The following is a 12,659-nucleotide window of genomic DNA, read 5'->3' as shown; positions in this document are numbered from 1 at the left end:
TCCGACCAGATACGCCTCTGGACCTGCCTACGTTCCGCAGCGGTTATGCGATGAGACGGGTCATAGCTTCTTGTCGCTCGTCTTTCGCCGGGGTATCCATTTCCCATGAGTGCGCGCAACGACATTGTCGACAGCATTGTCTGGGCTGGCGAACTCAAGCCTGATGAGCTTGAGCGCGCTCGGCGCGGGCTGGCGGAACGTGTTTTCACCAAGGGAAGCTATATCTGCCATCGCGGCGACCGGCTCGATTACTGGACCGGTGTTGTGGACGGGCTTATCAAGATCAGTGCGATCTCGGCGGCAGGCAAGGCGATGACCTTTGCCGGTGTGACCGACGGGGGGTGGTTCGGCGAAGGGTCCGTTCTGAAGAACGAGCGTCGCAAATATGACGTGGTCGCCATTCGCGATACGCGGCTCGTCATGCTGTCTCGCAGCACCTTCATGTGGCTGTTCGATAACAGCACCGGCTTCAATCGCTTTCTCGTCAGGCAATTGAATGAACGCATGGGGCAGTTCATCGCCACCATCGAGTATGACCGGATTCTCGACCCGACGGCGCGGGTGGCGCGCAACCTCTCCTGGTTCTTCAATCGGGCTCTTTATCCGCTGGCTGGCAATGAGATCGAGATCAGCCAGGAGGAGCTTGGCCTTCTGGCGGGGGTCTCGCGGCAGGTGGTCAATCGCAGCCTGCGGGTGCTCGAGGAGAAGGGCCTCCTGCGCGCCGAGCATGGCCGGATCATGATCGTCGATGCCGAAGCACTGAGCCGTTACGGCTCATAACGCTCGCGCCACTTCGTACCCCGAATCGTATTTCCGGAATGGCTGGTGACCCTGCCTGAATGCAGCATGCGATGATTGAAGGAACTGCGTTTCAGACTTTGGTCTCACAGTCATCGCCCTGGCTGCGCAAGAAGCCGCGTTTTGCTCAGGAAGAAGAATTGGTGGGAGATCGCGCTGATACTTTGGTCTTGGCTGGGACGCCATGTTTTGGGGCAAACGCGACTTTAGTCGCAACAGCCTCGCCAAAATACTCTACCGCTCCACTATAAAGACAAACTGCCTGCGTGTCTGTCAAGGGACGAGTTGATTGCGGCTGATTTTCGTGAAAACCTCGATCCAATCAACAATCCGCACTTCGGGGAGGAAGTACGGATAACGGCGGAATACCGCCGAGCACGGGAGGAAATGGCTTGGCGCAAAACCACGCGTCGACGGATACACTTGCCAAATATCTGCTGCTCAACGCAGAGCGTTTCCGCGGCCGGCCCGCGATGCGCTTCAAGGATTACGGCATCTGGCAGAGCTGGACCTGGGAAGAACAGCTCGAGGAAGTTCGTGCTCTTGCGCTCGGTCTTCAGACACTCGGTCTCAGGCGCGGCGACAAAGTCGCTGTCATCGGGGCCAACCGACCGAGGCTCTATTGGTCGTTTGCGGCGATCCAGTCGCTGGGCGCAATCCCCGTGCCGCTCTATGCCGATGCCGTGGCGGAGGAAATGGCCTATGTCCTCAATCACGCCGAAGCGCGCTTTGCGCTGGTCGAGGACCAGGAGCAGGTGGACAAGGTGCTTTCGGTTTCACCGGAAGTGCCGATCCTTACCGATATCATCTATGATGAACCGCGTGGCCTGAAGGACTACGATCACACGCATCTGCATGCCTATTCGGCGGTCCGTGAGGCTGGTCGCCAGCGGCTTGCAGTGGAGGACGGTGTGCTCGATGCCTGGCATCAGGAGATCGCGCGCGGCAAGGGGGATGAGATATCGGTCATCCTCTACACATCCGGCACCACCGGGCGTCCGAAGGGGGTGATGCTGTCGCATGACAATTTCGTGCGGTCGGCGCTCAATGGCAACGCCTTCGACAATCTCGACGAAAACGAAACGACCATTGCCTATCTGCCGCTCGCCTGGGTGGGCGATCACCTTTTCTCCTATGCGCAATCCTACACGGCAGGCTTTTGCGTGGCCTGTCCGGAAAGCGCTGAAACGGTGAATGAAGATCGCCGTGAGATCGCGCCGACCTATTTCTTTGCTCCGCCGCGCGTGTTCGAGACCATGCTCACCTCGATCATGGTACGGATGGAGGATGCGGGACGGCTCAAGAAGGGCATGTTCGACTATTTTCTGGCGCATGCGGCGAAAGTGGGCGAGCGCATTTTGAATCGCGAGCAGGTGGGGCTGCGGGACCGGGTGAAATATGCGCTCGGCGAATTCATGGTCTACGGTCCGCTCAAGAACCGCATGGGCTTTTCGCGCATGCGTGTGGGGTATACGGCGGGCGAGGCGATCGGCCCTGAGCTGTTCAGTTTCTACCGCTCGCTGGGCCTTAACCTGAAGCAGCTCTACGGCCAGACGGAAGCGACCGTCTACATAACCGCGCAGGCCGATGGAAAGATCCGGCCGGATACGGTCGGTTTGCCTTCGCCGGAGGTGGAAATCCGCATCGCGGAAACGGGAGAGGTGATGTACCGCTCGCCCGGTGTTTTTGTCGGATATTACAAGAACGAGGAGGCCACGCGCGACACCAAGACGCCCGATGGCTGGGTGCATACGGGCGATGCGGGCTTCTTCGATGCCGATGGGCAGCTCAAGATCATCGACCGGGCGAAGGATGTCGGCAAACTCGCCTCGGGCGATCTGTTCGCTCCCAAATATATCGAGAACACACTCAAATTCTTCCCCGAGATCAAGGAGGCGGTGGCCTTCGGCCATGGCCGCGAGTTCTGCGGAGCGTTCGTCAATATCGATCTGGCGGCGGTTGGGAACTGGGCCGAACGCAACAACATCGCCTACGCGTCCTATCAGGAACTGGCCGGCCACCCGCGTGTCTATGAGACGATTGCCGCGCATGTGAACGAGGCCAACAGGCGCTTGGCGCGCGAGCCCCTGATGGCCGCCTCGCAGATCAGGCGGTTCCTGATCCTGCACAAGGAACTCGATGCGGACGATGGTGAGCTGACGCGCACCCAGAAGGTGCGGCGGAATTTCATCGCCGAGCGTTATGGCGAACTGATCGAGGCGCTTTACGACGGATCGGCGGAGAAATTCGTGGAGACTGAGGTGACCTATGAGGATGGGCGCAAAGGGGTGATCCGCGCAACGGTCAGGATTGCCGACGCCGTGGTGCATGAAGCGCCGTCGCAGGCAATCAGGGAGGCAGCCGAATGAACCCGCGCCCCGATCACAGCCAGCTGGTCGCGCCCGATGACGGTATCGCACGGGGCGACGTGTTGCTCGACGTGCGCAATGTTTCTCTTTCGTTCGGCGGCGTGAAGGCGATTACCGATATCTCGCTCAATGTTCTGAAAGGCGAGATTCGCGCCATCATCGGCCCGAACGGCGCCGGCAAGACCTCGATGCTCAATGTCATCAATGGTTTTTATACGCCGCAGGTGGGCACCATCATCTTCCGCCGCAAGGAGCGCTGCTCCATGAAACCGCACGAGGCGGTGGGGCAGGGCATTGCGCGCACCTTCCAGAATGTGGCGCTGTTCAAGGGCATGTCGACGCTCGACAACATCATGGCCGGGCGCTCGGTAATGATGAAGCGCAATATCGGCTGGCAGATGCTGTGGCGCGGCCCGGCGCTGAAAGAGGAAATCGAGCATCGCGAGAAGGTCGAGGAGATCATCGACTTTCTGGAGATTCAGCATATTCGCCGCACACCGGTCGGCAAGCTGCCCTATGGTCTGCAAAAAAGGGTCGAGCTTGGCCGTGCGCTTGCCATGGAGCCGAGCCTGCTGCTCCTCGACGAGCCGATGGCGGGCATGAACCTCGAGGAAAAAGAGGATATGAGCCGTTTCATCCTCGACGTGAACCAGCAGCGCGGGACGACGATTGCGCTGATCGAGCACGACATGGGTGTGGTGATGGACCTTTCCGACCGGGTGGTCGTACTCGATTACGGCAAGAAGATCGCCGACGGGCCGCCCGATGAAGTGAAGAACAACCAGGATGTGATCGACGCCTATCTGGGCGTGCCGCACTAAGGAAACCTGGAAGCTATGGGGAATGGCTTAGGCAGGCCACACGATGAGATGCGCGGCCGCCGACGCGGCAAAGGGAGCAGGTAGACGATGGAATTCTTGAACAATGTCCTTGTGAAGCCCTTTGCCGACATGGCGGCGGCTCCGGACTTCCTGATCCAGGTTCTCTGGGAAGGGCTGGTCGGGGGCGTGCTCTATGCGCTCATCGCGCTCGGTTTCGTGCTTATCTACAAATCTTCGCGCATCTTCAATTTCGCCCAGGGCATCATGGTGGTGTTTGCCGCGCTGACGCTGGTCGGGCTGCATGAGCGGGGCATCCCCGCCTATCTCGCCCTGCCGTTGACGCTGGCGGTGATGTTCGTGCTCGCGGTCAGCATCGAGCGCGTGGTGCTGCGGCCGCTCGTGAACCAGCCCGACATCATTCTGTTCATGGCCACGATCGGAATCACCATGTTCCTGATCGGCTTCGGCGAACTGATTTTCGGCGGCGAGAACAAGGTGATGATCACCGAGCAGCTGATGATTCCGACCGGCAGTTTCGAGTTCGAGCCGTTCGGCGGTTTCGTTTCCATCGAGCAGAAGGACCTGACGGCGGTGATCGGTGCGGTGATCCTGGTGGCGGCACTGCTTTATTTCCTCAACAAGTCGAAGATCGGACGCGCCATTCGCGCGTTGGGAGACGATCATCAGGCTGCACTTTCGGTCGGCATATCGCTGTCCACGATCTGGGTGATCGTCTGGTTCATCGCCGGGGTCATCGCCCTTGCCACGGGGATCGTCTGGGGCGCACGGGCGGGCGTTTCCTTCGCCCTTGAGGTGATTGCCTTCAAGGCGCTGCCCGTTCTGATGCTCGGCGGGCTGGAAAGCGTGATGGGCGCCATCATCGGCGGGCTTGCCATCGGCATTCTCGAAAAAGTCTTCGAAATCTATTGGGGCCAGCCGCTTTTGGGCGGCAACACGGAAGCCTGGTTCGCCTATATGCTGGCGTTGCTGGTGCTGCTTTTCCGCCCGCAGGGGCTCTTCGGCGAAAAAATCATCGAGCGGGTGTAATCCATGTTCTATCGCACCGCAGGCCAGTTCAAGACCACCTATCAGGCGGACCACGCGCTCTTTCCCGTGCGCCAGGATGCGGTCCTGCTCGGTATCGTCCTGATCCTCGCCTTTGTCGTTTTCCCGCTGACGGCGAGCGAGTTCGCCTTTCGGGCGCTGCTCATCCCCGTGCTGATCTATTCGCTGGCGGCGCTCGGACTGAACGTCCTTACCGGTTATGCCGGGCAGCTTTCGCTCGGAACCGGCGCGTTCATGGGAGTAGGCGCCTATGCCTGCTACAAGCTGATCTCGATCTTTCCCGAGATGAACATCGTGGTAGCGCTGGCCCTGTCCGGCTTCTTTTCGGCGACGGTCGGCGTCATCTTCGGATTGCCGTCTTTGCGCATCAAGGGGTTCTATCTCGCGATCGCAACGCTTGCAGCGCAGTTCTTCCTGGTCTGGCTCTTCCAGAAATGGGCGTGGCTCTACAACTACAATGCATCCGGGGCGATCCAGGTGCCGAATATCGACTTCTTCGGCATCACGGTCGCTGGTCCGCGGGCTCCGGCCATCGTGCAGTACTACTTCGTCCTGTGCATCGTGTGTCTGTTGACCTTCTTCATCATCAACATCACGCGCGGGCGGATCGGCCGCATGTGGAAAGCCGTGCGCGATATGGATATCGCAGCCGAGCTGGTGGGCATCAACCTGATGAAGACGAAGCTGCTCGCCTTTTTCGTGTCATCCTATGTGGTGGGGATTGCGGGGGCGCTTTTCGTCTTTCTGTGGCGGGGGGCGGCGGAGGCCAATCTTTTCGATATCCCGCTGTCGTTCCGTGTGTTGTTCATCGCCATAATCGGCGGACTGGGATCCGTGCTCGGCAATTTTCTGGGCGCGATCCTGATCGTGGCGTTGCCTGTGGTCATCAGTTCGGTGCCGGAAGCCTTCGGGCTGCCGCTGAGCTCGGCGACCGTGGAGCATTTGAACATCATGATCATCGGAGCGCTGATCATTGCCTTTCTCATCGTCGAGCCGCATGGCCTGGCGCGTTTCTGGGCGGTGATCCGGGAGAAACTGATTCTGTGGCCTTTCCCGCACTAGCGGCGGGGAGGGGCGCTTGAAAAACGGGGACGGTTCGCCCCATCCATTCGGAGAACAGGACAAGTGGAGGAAACAGCATGAAGGCATTGTTCAAGACTGCGATCCTTTCGTCGGCTCTTGCGCTCGGCGTTGGGCTCGCCGGGCCGGTGGCCGCGCAGGACGACAGCATCTACATTCCAAACCTCGCCTATCGTACCGGGCCATTCGCCTCGACCGGAACGCCGCTGATGAACGGTCAGCGCGATTACATCATGATGCTCAATGAGCGTGATGGCGGCCTCAACGGCGTCAAGCTGCAATATGACGAGTGCGAGACCGGCTACAACACCGAAAAGGGCATGGAATGCTACGAGAAGACCAAGGCGCGGGCCGTGGTCACGCAGCCATGGTCCACCGGCATCACGTTGCAGGTTCTGCCGAAGTCCAATGTCGACAAGATTCCGATCCTGGCAGCGGGCTATGGCTTCTCGCCCATGTCGGACGGAAAGGTGTTCCAGTGGGCCTATAATCCGCCGTCTTCCTACTGGGATGGCGCATCGATGATCCTTCAGAACATCTCCGGCGGCGATCTCGCCAGCCTCAAGGGCAAGAAGATCGCCTTCCTGCACCTCGATCACCCATTCGGCAAGGAGCCGCTGCCGCTTCTGGAGGCCATGGCCAAGAAGCATGGTTTCACGCTGGTGCCGATTCCCGTCGGGTTGACGGAGATGCAGAACCAGTCCGCGCAGTGGTTGCAAATCCGCCGCGAGCGGCCGGATTTCGTGATCATGTGGGGCTGGGGGGCCATGAATGCCGGCGCGATCACCGAGGCCGTGAAGACCAAATATCCGATGAACCAGTTTGTCGGCGTATGGTGGTCCGGGCATGACGGCGACATGAAGCTCGTCGGCGATGCCGGCAAGGGCTACCGTTCCATCTCCTGGAGCGTGCCCAATTCGGAATCGGGCCTGATGCAGGACATCAAGAAATATGTGGTCGATGCCGGCAAGTCGCAGATCAACCAGGGCGAGGGCGAATTCGATTCCGTCTTCTATCAGCGTGGCCTGATGATCTCGCTGATGCTCGTGGAAGGCATCAAGGTGGCGCAGGATCATTTCGACGTGCGTGCTCCCAATCCCGAGCAATTGCGCTGGGGCCTGGAGAACATCAAGCTCGATGAGGCGCGTCTCAAGGAACTGGGTGCAGATGGCATGCTCGTTCCCTTCAGCACCTCCTGCTCCAACCATACGGGTCATGGCGGCGGCTGGATACTGGAATGGGATGGGGCGAAATTCGTGAAGGCTTCCGATCTCCTGCAGCCCGACCGGGCTGAGATCGAACCGCTGGAGCTTGAAAAGGCCAAGGAATATGCCGACGCCAACGCTCCCTGGCCCGTCAACGAAGAGTGCAAGATGTAGGATTTTCCGCCGCCCCTCCCACTGGCGGGGGGCGGCGGGGTTTTCGTCACGAAAAGGCTGAGGTTCGACCATGACTGCTGCCGCACCGGCCCCCGCTCCCGCCGAAGCGATCCTTGAGGTCAACAATATCGAGGTGATCTATGACCGGGTCATTCTGGTTCTCAAGGGCGTTTCCCTGTCTGTCCCGCGAGGCGGCATCACGGCGCTGCTGGGGGCCAATGGTGCCGGCAAGACCACGACCCTGAAGGCGATCTCAAACCTGCTTCATGCCGAGCGCGGGGAGGTGACGAAGGGCTCTATCGTTTTCGAGGGAGCGGAGGTCCAGAACCTCTCGCCCAACGATCTGGTTCGGCGGGGCTGCATCCAGGTGATGGAAGGGCGGCACTGCTTCGGCCATCTTTCGGTGGAGGACAATCTGCTGACCGGTGCCTTTACAAGGCGTGACGGGCAGGCGGCGATCCGAGACGACCTGGAGATGGTCTATAATTATTTTCCGCGCCTCAAGGTGCGGCGCAATTCGCAGGCGGGCTACACATCCGGCGGCGAGCAACAGATGACGGCTATCGGCAGGGCCCTGATGTCGCGTCCGAAAATGATCCTCCTGGACGAACCCTCCATGGGGCTGGCGCCGCAGCTTGTCGAAGAAATCTTCGAGATCGTGCGAAAGCTCAACGAGGAGCAGGGCGTTTCCTTCCTGCTTGCCGAACAGAACACCAATGTTGCCCTGCGTTACGCCAAATATGGATACATTCTGGAATCCGGTCGTATTGTGCTCGATGGCGAGGCGAGCGCGCTTCGCGAGAACGAGGATGTGAAGGAATTCTATCTCGGTGTCGGCGGTGAGGGACGCCGCTCCTTCCGCAATGTGAAGCACTACAAGAGGCGCAAGCGCTGGCTGTCGTGATTTTTCAGCCGCAGATCATTTGCACAGCGTTGGTCGCCTAAGCCTTGTAAGCGCTTACATTTTTGGCCGGAAAAGGTGCGGCCAAGCGACCAAATCGCAGGAAAGCCATGCAAAACAGGCTCTCCTGCCATTGCTCTTGCGTCATCTTTTCGCTATTCCCCAACACCAGTTTCATTCCCATGGGGTTTTTGCGATGGCTGAGAACTTGCCGGCCGGTCCGGCCGAAACGGGCGCGGAGATGGATTACGCCGAACACGAGCGTACCTACAACCTCTTCCTGGGCCTTACGAAATACGTGAGCCTGTTGAGTATCGCCATTCTGATTGCCATGGCTTTCGGCTTCTTCACTTCGGCCGGGTTCATCTCCAGCACCATTCTTTTCATTCTCATTTCGGCGGTGGGCGCCTGGCTTCTGCGCTAGAGGCGCGCCCACGGCTTGATGCCGTTCCAGCGAATGCCGGAACGGGGGGAGGAATATCCAACCGAAAGGATAACGCGGTGGGACAATGCATATTTGTGCCTAAGGAAATTGACGTAACGGAAGGGCGCGTCGCCGCTTCTCCCGATACGGTCAAACGGCTCGCGGGTCTTGGCTTCGATGTCGTCGTCGAAGCGGGAGCAGGCACGCGTTCGCGCATCGTGGACAGCGAATTCGAGAAAGCCGGCGCGAAAATCGGCAAAACGGCCGATGCCGGCAAGGCTGATGTCGTCTTGAAGCTGCGCCGCCCTACGGCAGCCGAGCTGAAAACCTATAAAAAAGGCACACTCGTCATTGCCACGATGGATCCTTACGGCAATGAGGGCGATGTCGCTGCCATGGCCGATGCGGGCGTCACGGCCTTTGCCATGGAATTCATGCCGCGCATCACCCGCGCGCAGTCCATGGATATCCTGTCTTCGCAGGCAAACCTTGCCGGTTACCGGGCGGTGATCGATGCGGCTGCGGAGTTCGACCGCGCGCTGCCGATGATGATGACTGCGGCAGGCACGGTGCCCGCCGCCAAGGTATTCGTCATGGGCGCTGGTGTTGCGGGTCTGCAGGCAATCGCAACCGCTCGTCGCCTCGGCGCTGTCGTGACGGCGACGGACGTTCGTGCGGCAGCCGGCGAGCAGGTTCAGTCGCTTGGCGCAAAGTTCATCATGACCGAGGCGCTGAAGGATGCTTCCGGCGAAGGCGGTTATGCCCGCGAACTGACGGATGACGAGAAGAAGGCTCAGGCAGCTCTCGTGGCCGATCACATCGCCAAGCAGGACATCGTCATCACCACCGCGCTCATTCCCGGTCGTCCGGCACCCAAGCTGGTTAGCGCCGACATGGTCAAGTCGATGAAGCCGGGCTCGGTTATCATCGATCTGGCAGTCGAGCGGGGCGGCAATGTTGAAGGCGCGAAGGCCGGTGAGGTCGTTACGACCGCAAATGGCGTGAAGATCGTCGGGCACCTGAATGTGCCGGGCCGCGTCGCCGCTTCGGCCTCGCTGCTTTATGCCAAGAACCTCTACACCTTCCTTGAGACCATGGTCGACAAGGAGAAGAAGGTGCTTGCCATCAATATGGATGACGAGCTGGTGAAGGCGACCATGCTGACCCATGAGGGAAAGGTGGTGCATCCGAACTTCGTTGACAGCGCAAAGCCGGCGGCCAAGGCAGCGACTGCGAAATCTGCGCCGAAAAAACCGGCTGCAAAAAAGCCGGCGCCGAAGAAACCGGCAACAAGCAAGCCTGCGGCCAAGACGGCTGCTGCTGCCAAGAAGCCGGCCGCTGCGAGCGCCAGTTCCAAGAGTTCTGAAGCCAAGCCGGCGGCATCCGAATCCGGGGGAGAATCCTGATGGAACCAACCGTAATGGAAAAGGCGCTCGACCAGCTCGACAGCGCCGTGGCGAGCGTACGCGCCGCCATTGAAAACGTGCAGGCGGCTGAAGTCGCCGACGCTGCCGGCGCCCTGGCGCATGGAGCTTCAGGCGGTGCGATCGACCCCTTCGTCTTCCGCCTCGCGATTTTCGTTCTTGCGATCTTTGTCGGCTATTACGTGGTGTGGTCGGTGACGCCTGCGCTGCACACGCCGCTGATGTCCGTCACCAACGCGATTTCCTCGGTTATCGTGGTGGGTGCGCTGCTGGCAGTCGGCATTTCCGCATCGGGACTTGCAACCGGCTTTGGCTTCATCGCCCTGGTGCTGGCCTCCGTGAACATCTTCGGCGGCTTCCTCGTCACCAGCCGCATGCTTGCCATGTACAAGAAGAAGGACAAGTGACGTGAGCGCCAATCTTGCATCCTTCCTCTACCTCGTTTCCGGCGTCCTGTTCATCATGGCGCTGCGGGGGCTTTCGCACCCGACCACCAGCCGTAAGGGCAATCTGTACGGCATGGTCGGCATGGCCATCGCCATCGTTACCACGCTGATCTACGCGACGCCGTCGTTCAACGGTTTCGTGCTGATCCTGGCGGGCCTCGCCATTGGCGGCGGCGCAGGCGCGGTCATTGCCAAGCGCATCGCCATGACGGCCATGCCGCAGCTCGTTGCCGCCTTCCACTCGCTGGTCGGCCTGGCGGCGGTCATGGTGGCGGCTGCAGCACTTTACGCGCCCGAGAGCTTCGGCATCGGCGTTGTCGGCGATATCCATGCGCAGGCGCTGGTCGAGATGTCGCTCGGCGTGGCCATTGGCGCGATTACCTTTACCGGTTCCGTCATCGCGTTTCTCAAGCTCGATGGCCGCATGTCCGGCAAGCCGATCCTTCTGCCGATGCGTCATGTGGTCAATGCCGGCCTTGCCATCGGTCTCGTGGTGCTGATCGTGCTTCTGGTAACAACCCAGAGCCACACGATCTTCTGGCTGATCGTGCTTCTCTCGCTGGTGCTGGGTGTGCTCATCATCGTGCCCATCGGCGGTGCGGACATGCCCGTCGTCGTGTCGATGCTGAACTCCTATTCGGGTTGGGCGGCAGCCGGTATCGGCTTCACGCTCGGCAACCTGGCGCTCATCATCACCGGTGCTCTGGTCGGCTCCTCGGGCGCCATCCTGTCCTACATCATGTGCAAGGGCATGAACCGCTCCTTCATCTCGGTCATTCTCGGCGGCTTTGGCGGCGAGACGGCAGCGGCGACGGACGATGGCATCGAGCGGACCGTCAAGCAGGGCTCGGCGGACGATGCAGCCTATCTGATGATGAACGCACAGAAGGTCATTATCGTGCCGGGCTATGGCATGGCCGTCGCCCAGGCGCAGCATGCGCTGCGCGAGATGGCCGACAAGCTGAAGGAAGCCGGCGTCGAGGTGAAATACGCGATCCATCCGGTCGCGGGCCGCATGCCTGGCCACATGAACGTGCTTCTCGCCGAGGCGCAGGTGCCTTACGACGAAGTGTTCGAGCTTGAGGATATCAATTCCGAATTCGCTCAGGCCGACGTTGCCTATGTGATCGGCGCCAATGACGTGACCAATCCTTCGGCGCGCGACGACAAGTCTTCTCCGATCTACGGCATGCCGATCCTCGACGTGGACAAGGCGCGCACCTGCCTGTTCGTCAAGCGCTCGCTCGGCTCCGGCTATGCCGGCATCGACAACACGCTGTTCTACAAGGACGGCACGATGATGCTGCTTGGTGATGCCAAGAAGATGACCGAGGAAATCGTCAAGGCGATGGACCACTGATCGGCTCGGAGTCTGGGCGCACCGGGCTCCGCAAACGCTTCAGACAAAAAAGCCCGGCTCCAGGCCGGGCTTTTTCGTGGAGGGAGGTCAGTTTCCTGCTGTTCGACGGTCAGGGAGCCGTCGAGCGCAGCCTGAATTCGGTAACGCCGAGCGCCACGTTGATGCCGGTCTGAGCCTGCACACTTACGGGCTGCAGCATGAGGCTGTCACTCGCCTTGCTGACGAGAAGATTTGCCCCGGCGCCCGCTCCGGCGGAAGCTTCGGCACTGGCGCCGATGAAATCGCCTGCCAAAGCGCCCGGCGCATAGGCGTCGACTGTCGGAGCAAGCACAGCCCACTGCATCACCGCGGGGTCGGTGACGCCGACATCAAGGCCGAATTTATTGACCACGCCGACATAGGTCTCCGGCGGGCGGCTGTCATCAGCCGGCTTGAAGGTGCAGGCCAGTTCCTTTGAGGAAGCGATCACCACGCCGGCGCCGCCCTCGATCACGCAATCGAGGACGCCCACCTCAACACGCTCCACCGCGAAGGCGGGGCTTGCTGCGGAAGCGGCGAGCATGGTGGCGAGAAGGATGGCTTTCTTCATTTC

The 12,659-nt window shown here is 60.3% G+C and carries 12 protein-coding genes; 11 read left to right on the top strand and 1 reads right to left on the bottom strand.

All coding sequences use genetic code 11. From position 1 onward, the window contains the following. Positions 1 to 105 precede the first annotated feature (105 nt). The 11 genes from NA8A_RS10415 to NA8A_RS10365 all read left to right on the top strand — a co-directional run bounded on the left by NA8A_RS10415 (position 106) and on the right by NA8A_RS10365 (position 12,067). On the top strand, positions 106 to 780 hold the full coding sequence (locus tag NA8A_RS10415; RefSeq protein WP_009756461.1) for a Crp/Fnr family transcriptional regulator: 675 nt from the start codon (positions 106 to 108) through the stop codon (positions 778 to 780). A 410-nt stretch (positions 781 to 1,190) separates the two neighbouring features. Beyond that, positions 1,191 to 3,167 (top strand): AMP-binding protein, encoded by a 1,977-nt coding sequence (locus NA8A_RS10410; RefSeq protein ID WP_009756460.1) that lies wholly within the window; start codon positions 1,191 to 1,193, stop codon positions 3,165 to 3,167. Continuing rightward, on the top strand, positions 3,164 to 3,988 hold the full coding sequence (locus tag NA8A_RS10405; RefSeq protein WP_009756459.1) for an ABC transporter ATP-binding protein: 825 nt from the start codon (positions 3,164 to 3,166) through the stop codon (positions 3,986 to 3,988). The genes NA8A_RS10410 and NA8A_RS10405 overlap by 4 nt, the downstream gene beginning before the upstream one ends. A gap of 87 nt (positions 3,989 to 4,075) precedes the next feature. Then, positions 4,076 to 5,035: a branched-chain amino acid ABC transporter permease gene (locus tag NA8A_RS10400; RefSeq protein WP_009756458.1), complete on the top strand. Its 960-nt coding sequence runs from the start codon at positions 4,076 to 4,078 to the stop codon at positions 5,033 to 5,035. Positions 5,036 to 5,038: 3 nt separating this feature from the next. After that, positions 5,039 to 6,115 carry a branched-chain amino acid ABC transporter permease gene (locus NA8A_RS10395; protein ID WP_009756457.1) on the top strand — a complete coding sequence of 359 codons (1,077 nt, stop codon included), beginning with the start codon at positions 5,039 to 5,041 and terminating at the stop codon, positions 6,113 to 6,115. A 77-nt stretch (positions 6,116 to 6,192) separates the two neighbouring features. Next, a complete protein-coding gene (locus NA8A_RS10390) occupies positions 6,193 to 7,512 on the top strand; it encodes an ABC transporter substrate-binding protein (protein ID WP_009756456.1) in 1,320 nt (439 codons plus the stop codon). Between the two features lie 70 nt (positions 7,513 to 7,582). Next, entirely contained in the window at positions 7,583 to 8,416 is an 834-nt protein-coding gene (locus NA8A_RS10385) for an ABC transporter ATP-binding protein (RefSeq protein ID WP_009756455.1), read from the top strand. A gap of 193 nt (positions 8,417 to 8,609) precedes the next feature. Continuing rightward, a complete protein-coding gene (locus NA8A_RS10380; protein ID WP_040672342.1) occupies positions 8,610 to 8,837 on the top strand; it encodes an aa3-type cytochrome c oxidase subunit IV in 228 nt (75 codons plus the stop codon). 77 nt (positions 8,838 to 8,914) lie between these two features. After that, on the top strand, positions 8,915 to 10,243 hold the full coding sequence (locus NA8A_RS10375; RefSeq protein WP_040672340.1) for a Re/Si-specific NAD(P)(+) transhydrogenase subunit alpha: 1,329 nt from the start codon (positions 8,915 to 8,917) through the stop codon (positions 10,241 to 10,243). Then, complete coding sequence (locus NA8A_RS10370) at positions 10,243 to 10,668, top strand: NAD(P) transhydrogenase subunit alpha part 2 (protein WP_009756452.1); 426 nt, start codon at positions 10,243 to 10,245, stop codon at positions 10,666 to 10,668. Before NA8A_RS10375 ends, NA8A_RS10370 begins: the two co-directional genes overlap by 1 nt. A gap of 1 nt (position 10,669) precedes the next feature. Continuing rightward, positions 10,670 to 12,067, top strand: a complete 1,398-nt coding sequence (locus NA8A_RS10365; protein WP_009450400.1) for an NAD(P)(+) transhydrogenase (Re/Si-specific) subunit beta — start codon at positions 10,670 to 10,672, stop codon at positions 12,065 to 12,067. A 109-nt stretch (positions 12,068 to 12,176) separates the two neighbouring features. Here the strand turns inward: NA8A_RS10365 and NA8A_RS10360 are convergent, their stop codons facing one another. Further along, a complete protein-coding gene (locus tag NA8A_RS10360) occupies positions 12,177 to 12,656 on the bottom strand; it encodes a DUF992 domain-containing protein (protein ID WP_009450399.1) in 480 nt (159 codons plus the stop codon). Between the last annotated feature and the right edge of the window lie 3 nt (positions 12,657 to 12,659).

It is taken from the genome of Nitratireductor indicus C115 (genome assembly GCF_000300515.1).
Classification (GTDB): domain Bacteria; phylum Pseudomonadota; class Alphaproteobacteria; order Rhizobiales; family Rhizobiaceae; genus Nitratireductor; species Nitratireductor indicus.
Note: the sequence above shows the minus strand (reverse complement) of the source record. Positions and strands in the feature narration are given on the sequence as shown.

Bases quoted from the DNA above. Each gene is read 5' to 3' on its own strand.
- NA8A_RS10395 (WP_009756457.1), top strand. From the start codon at position 5,039: ATGTTCTATCGCACCGCAGGCCAGTTCAAGACCACCTATCAGGCGGAC.
- NA8A_RS10415 (WP_009756461.1), top strand. From the start codon at position 106: ATGAGTGCGCGCAACGACATTGTCGACAGCATTGTCTGGGCTGGCGAA.
- NA8A_RS10400 (WP_009756458.1), top strand. From the start codon at position 4,076: ATGGAATTCTTGAACAATGTCCTTGTGAAGCCCTTTGCCGACATGGCG.
- NA8A_RS10380 (WP_040672342.1), top strand. From the start codon at position 8,610: ATGGCTGAGAACTTGCCGGCCGGTCCGGCCGAAACGGGCGCGGAGATG.
- NA8A_RS10385 (WP_009756455.1), top strand. From the start codon at position 7,583: ATGACTGCTGCCGCACCGGCCCCCGCTCCCGCCGAAGCGATCCTTGAG.
- NA8A_RS10390 (WP_009756456.1), top strand. From the start codon at position 6,193: ATGAAGGCATTGTTCAAGACTGCGATCCTTTCGTCGGCTCTTGCGCTC.
- NA8A_RS10405 (WP_009756459.1), top strand. From the start codon at position 3,164: ATGAACCCGCGCCCCGATCACAGCCAGCTGGTCGCGCCCGATGACGGT.
- NA8A_RS10360 (WP_009450399.1), bottom strand. From the start codon at position 12,656: ATGAAGAAAGCCATCCTTCTCGCCACCATGCTCGCCGCTTCCGCAGCA.
- NA8A_RS10370 (WP_009756452.1), top strand. From the start codon at position 10,243: ATGGAACCAACCGTAATGGAAAAGGCGCTCGACCAGCTCGACAGCGCC.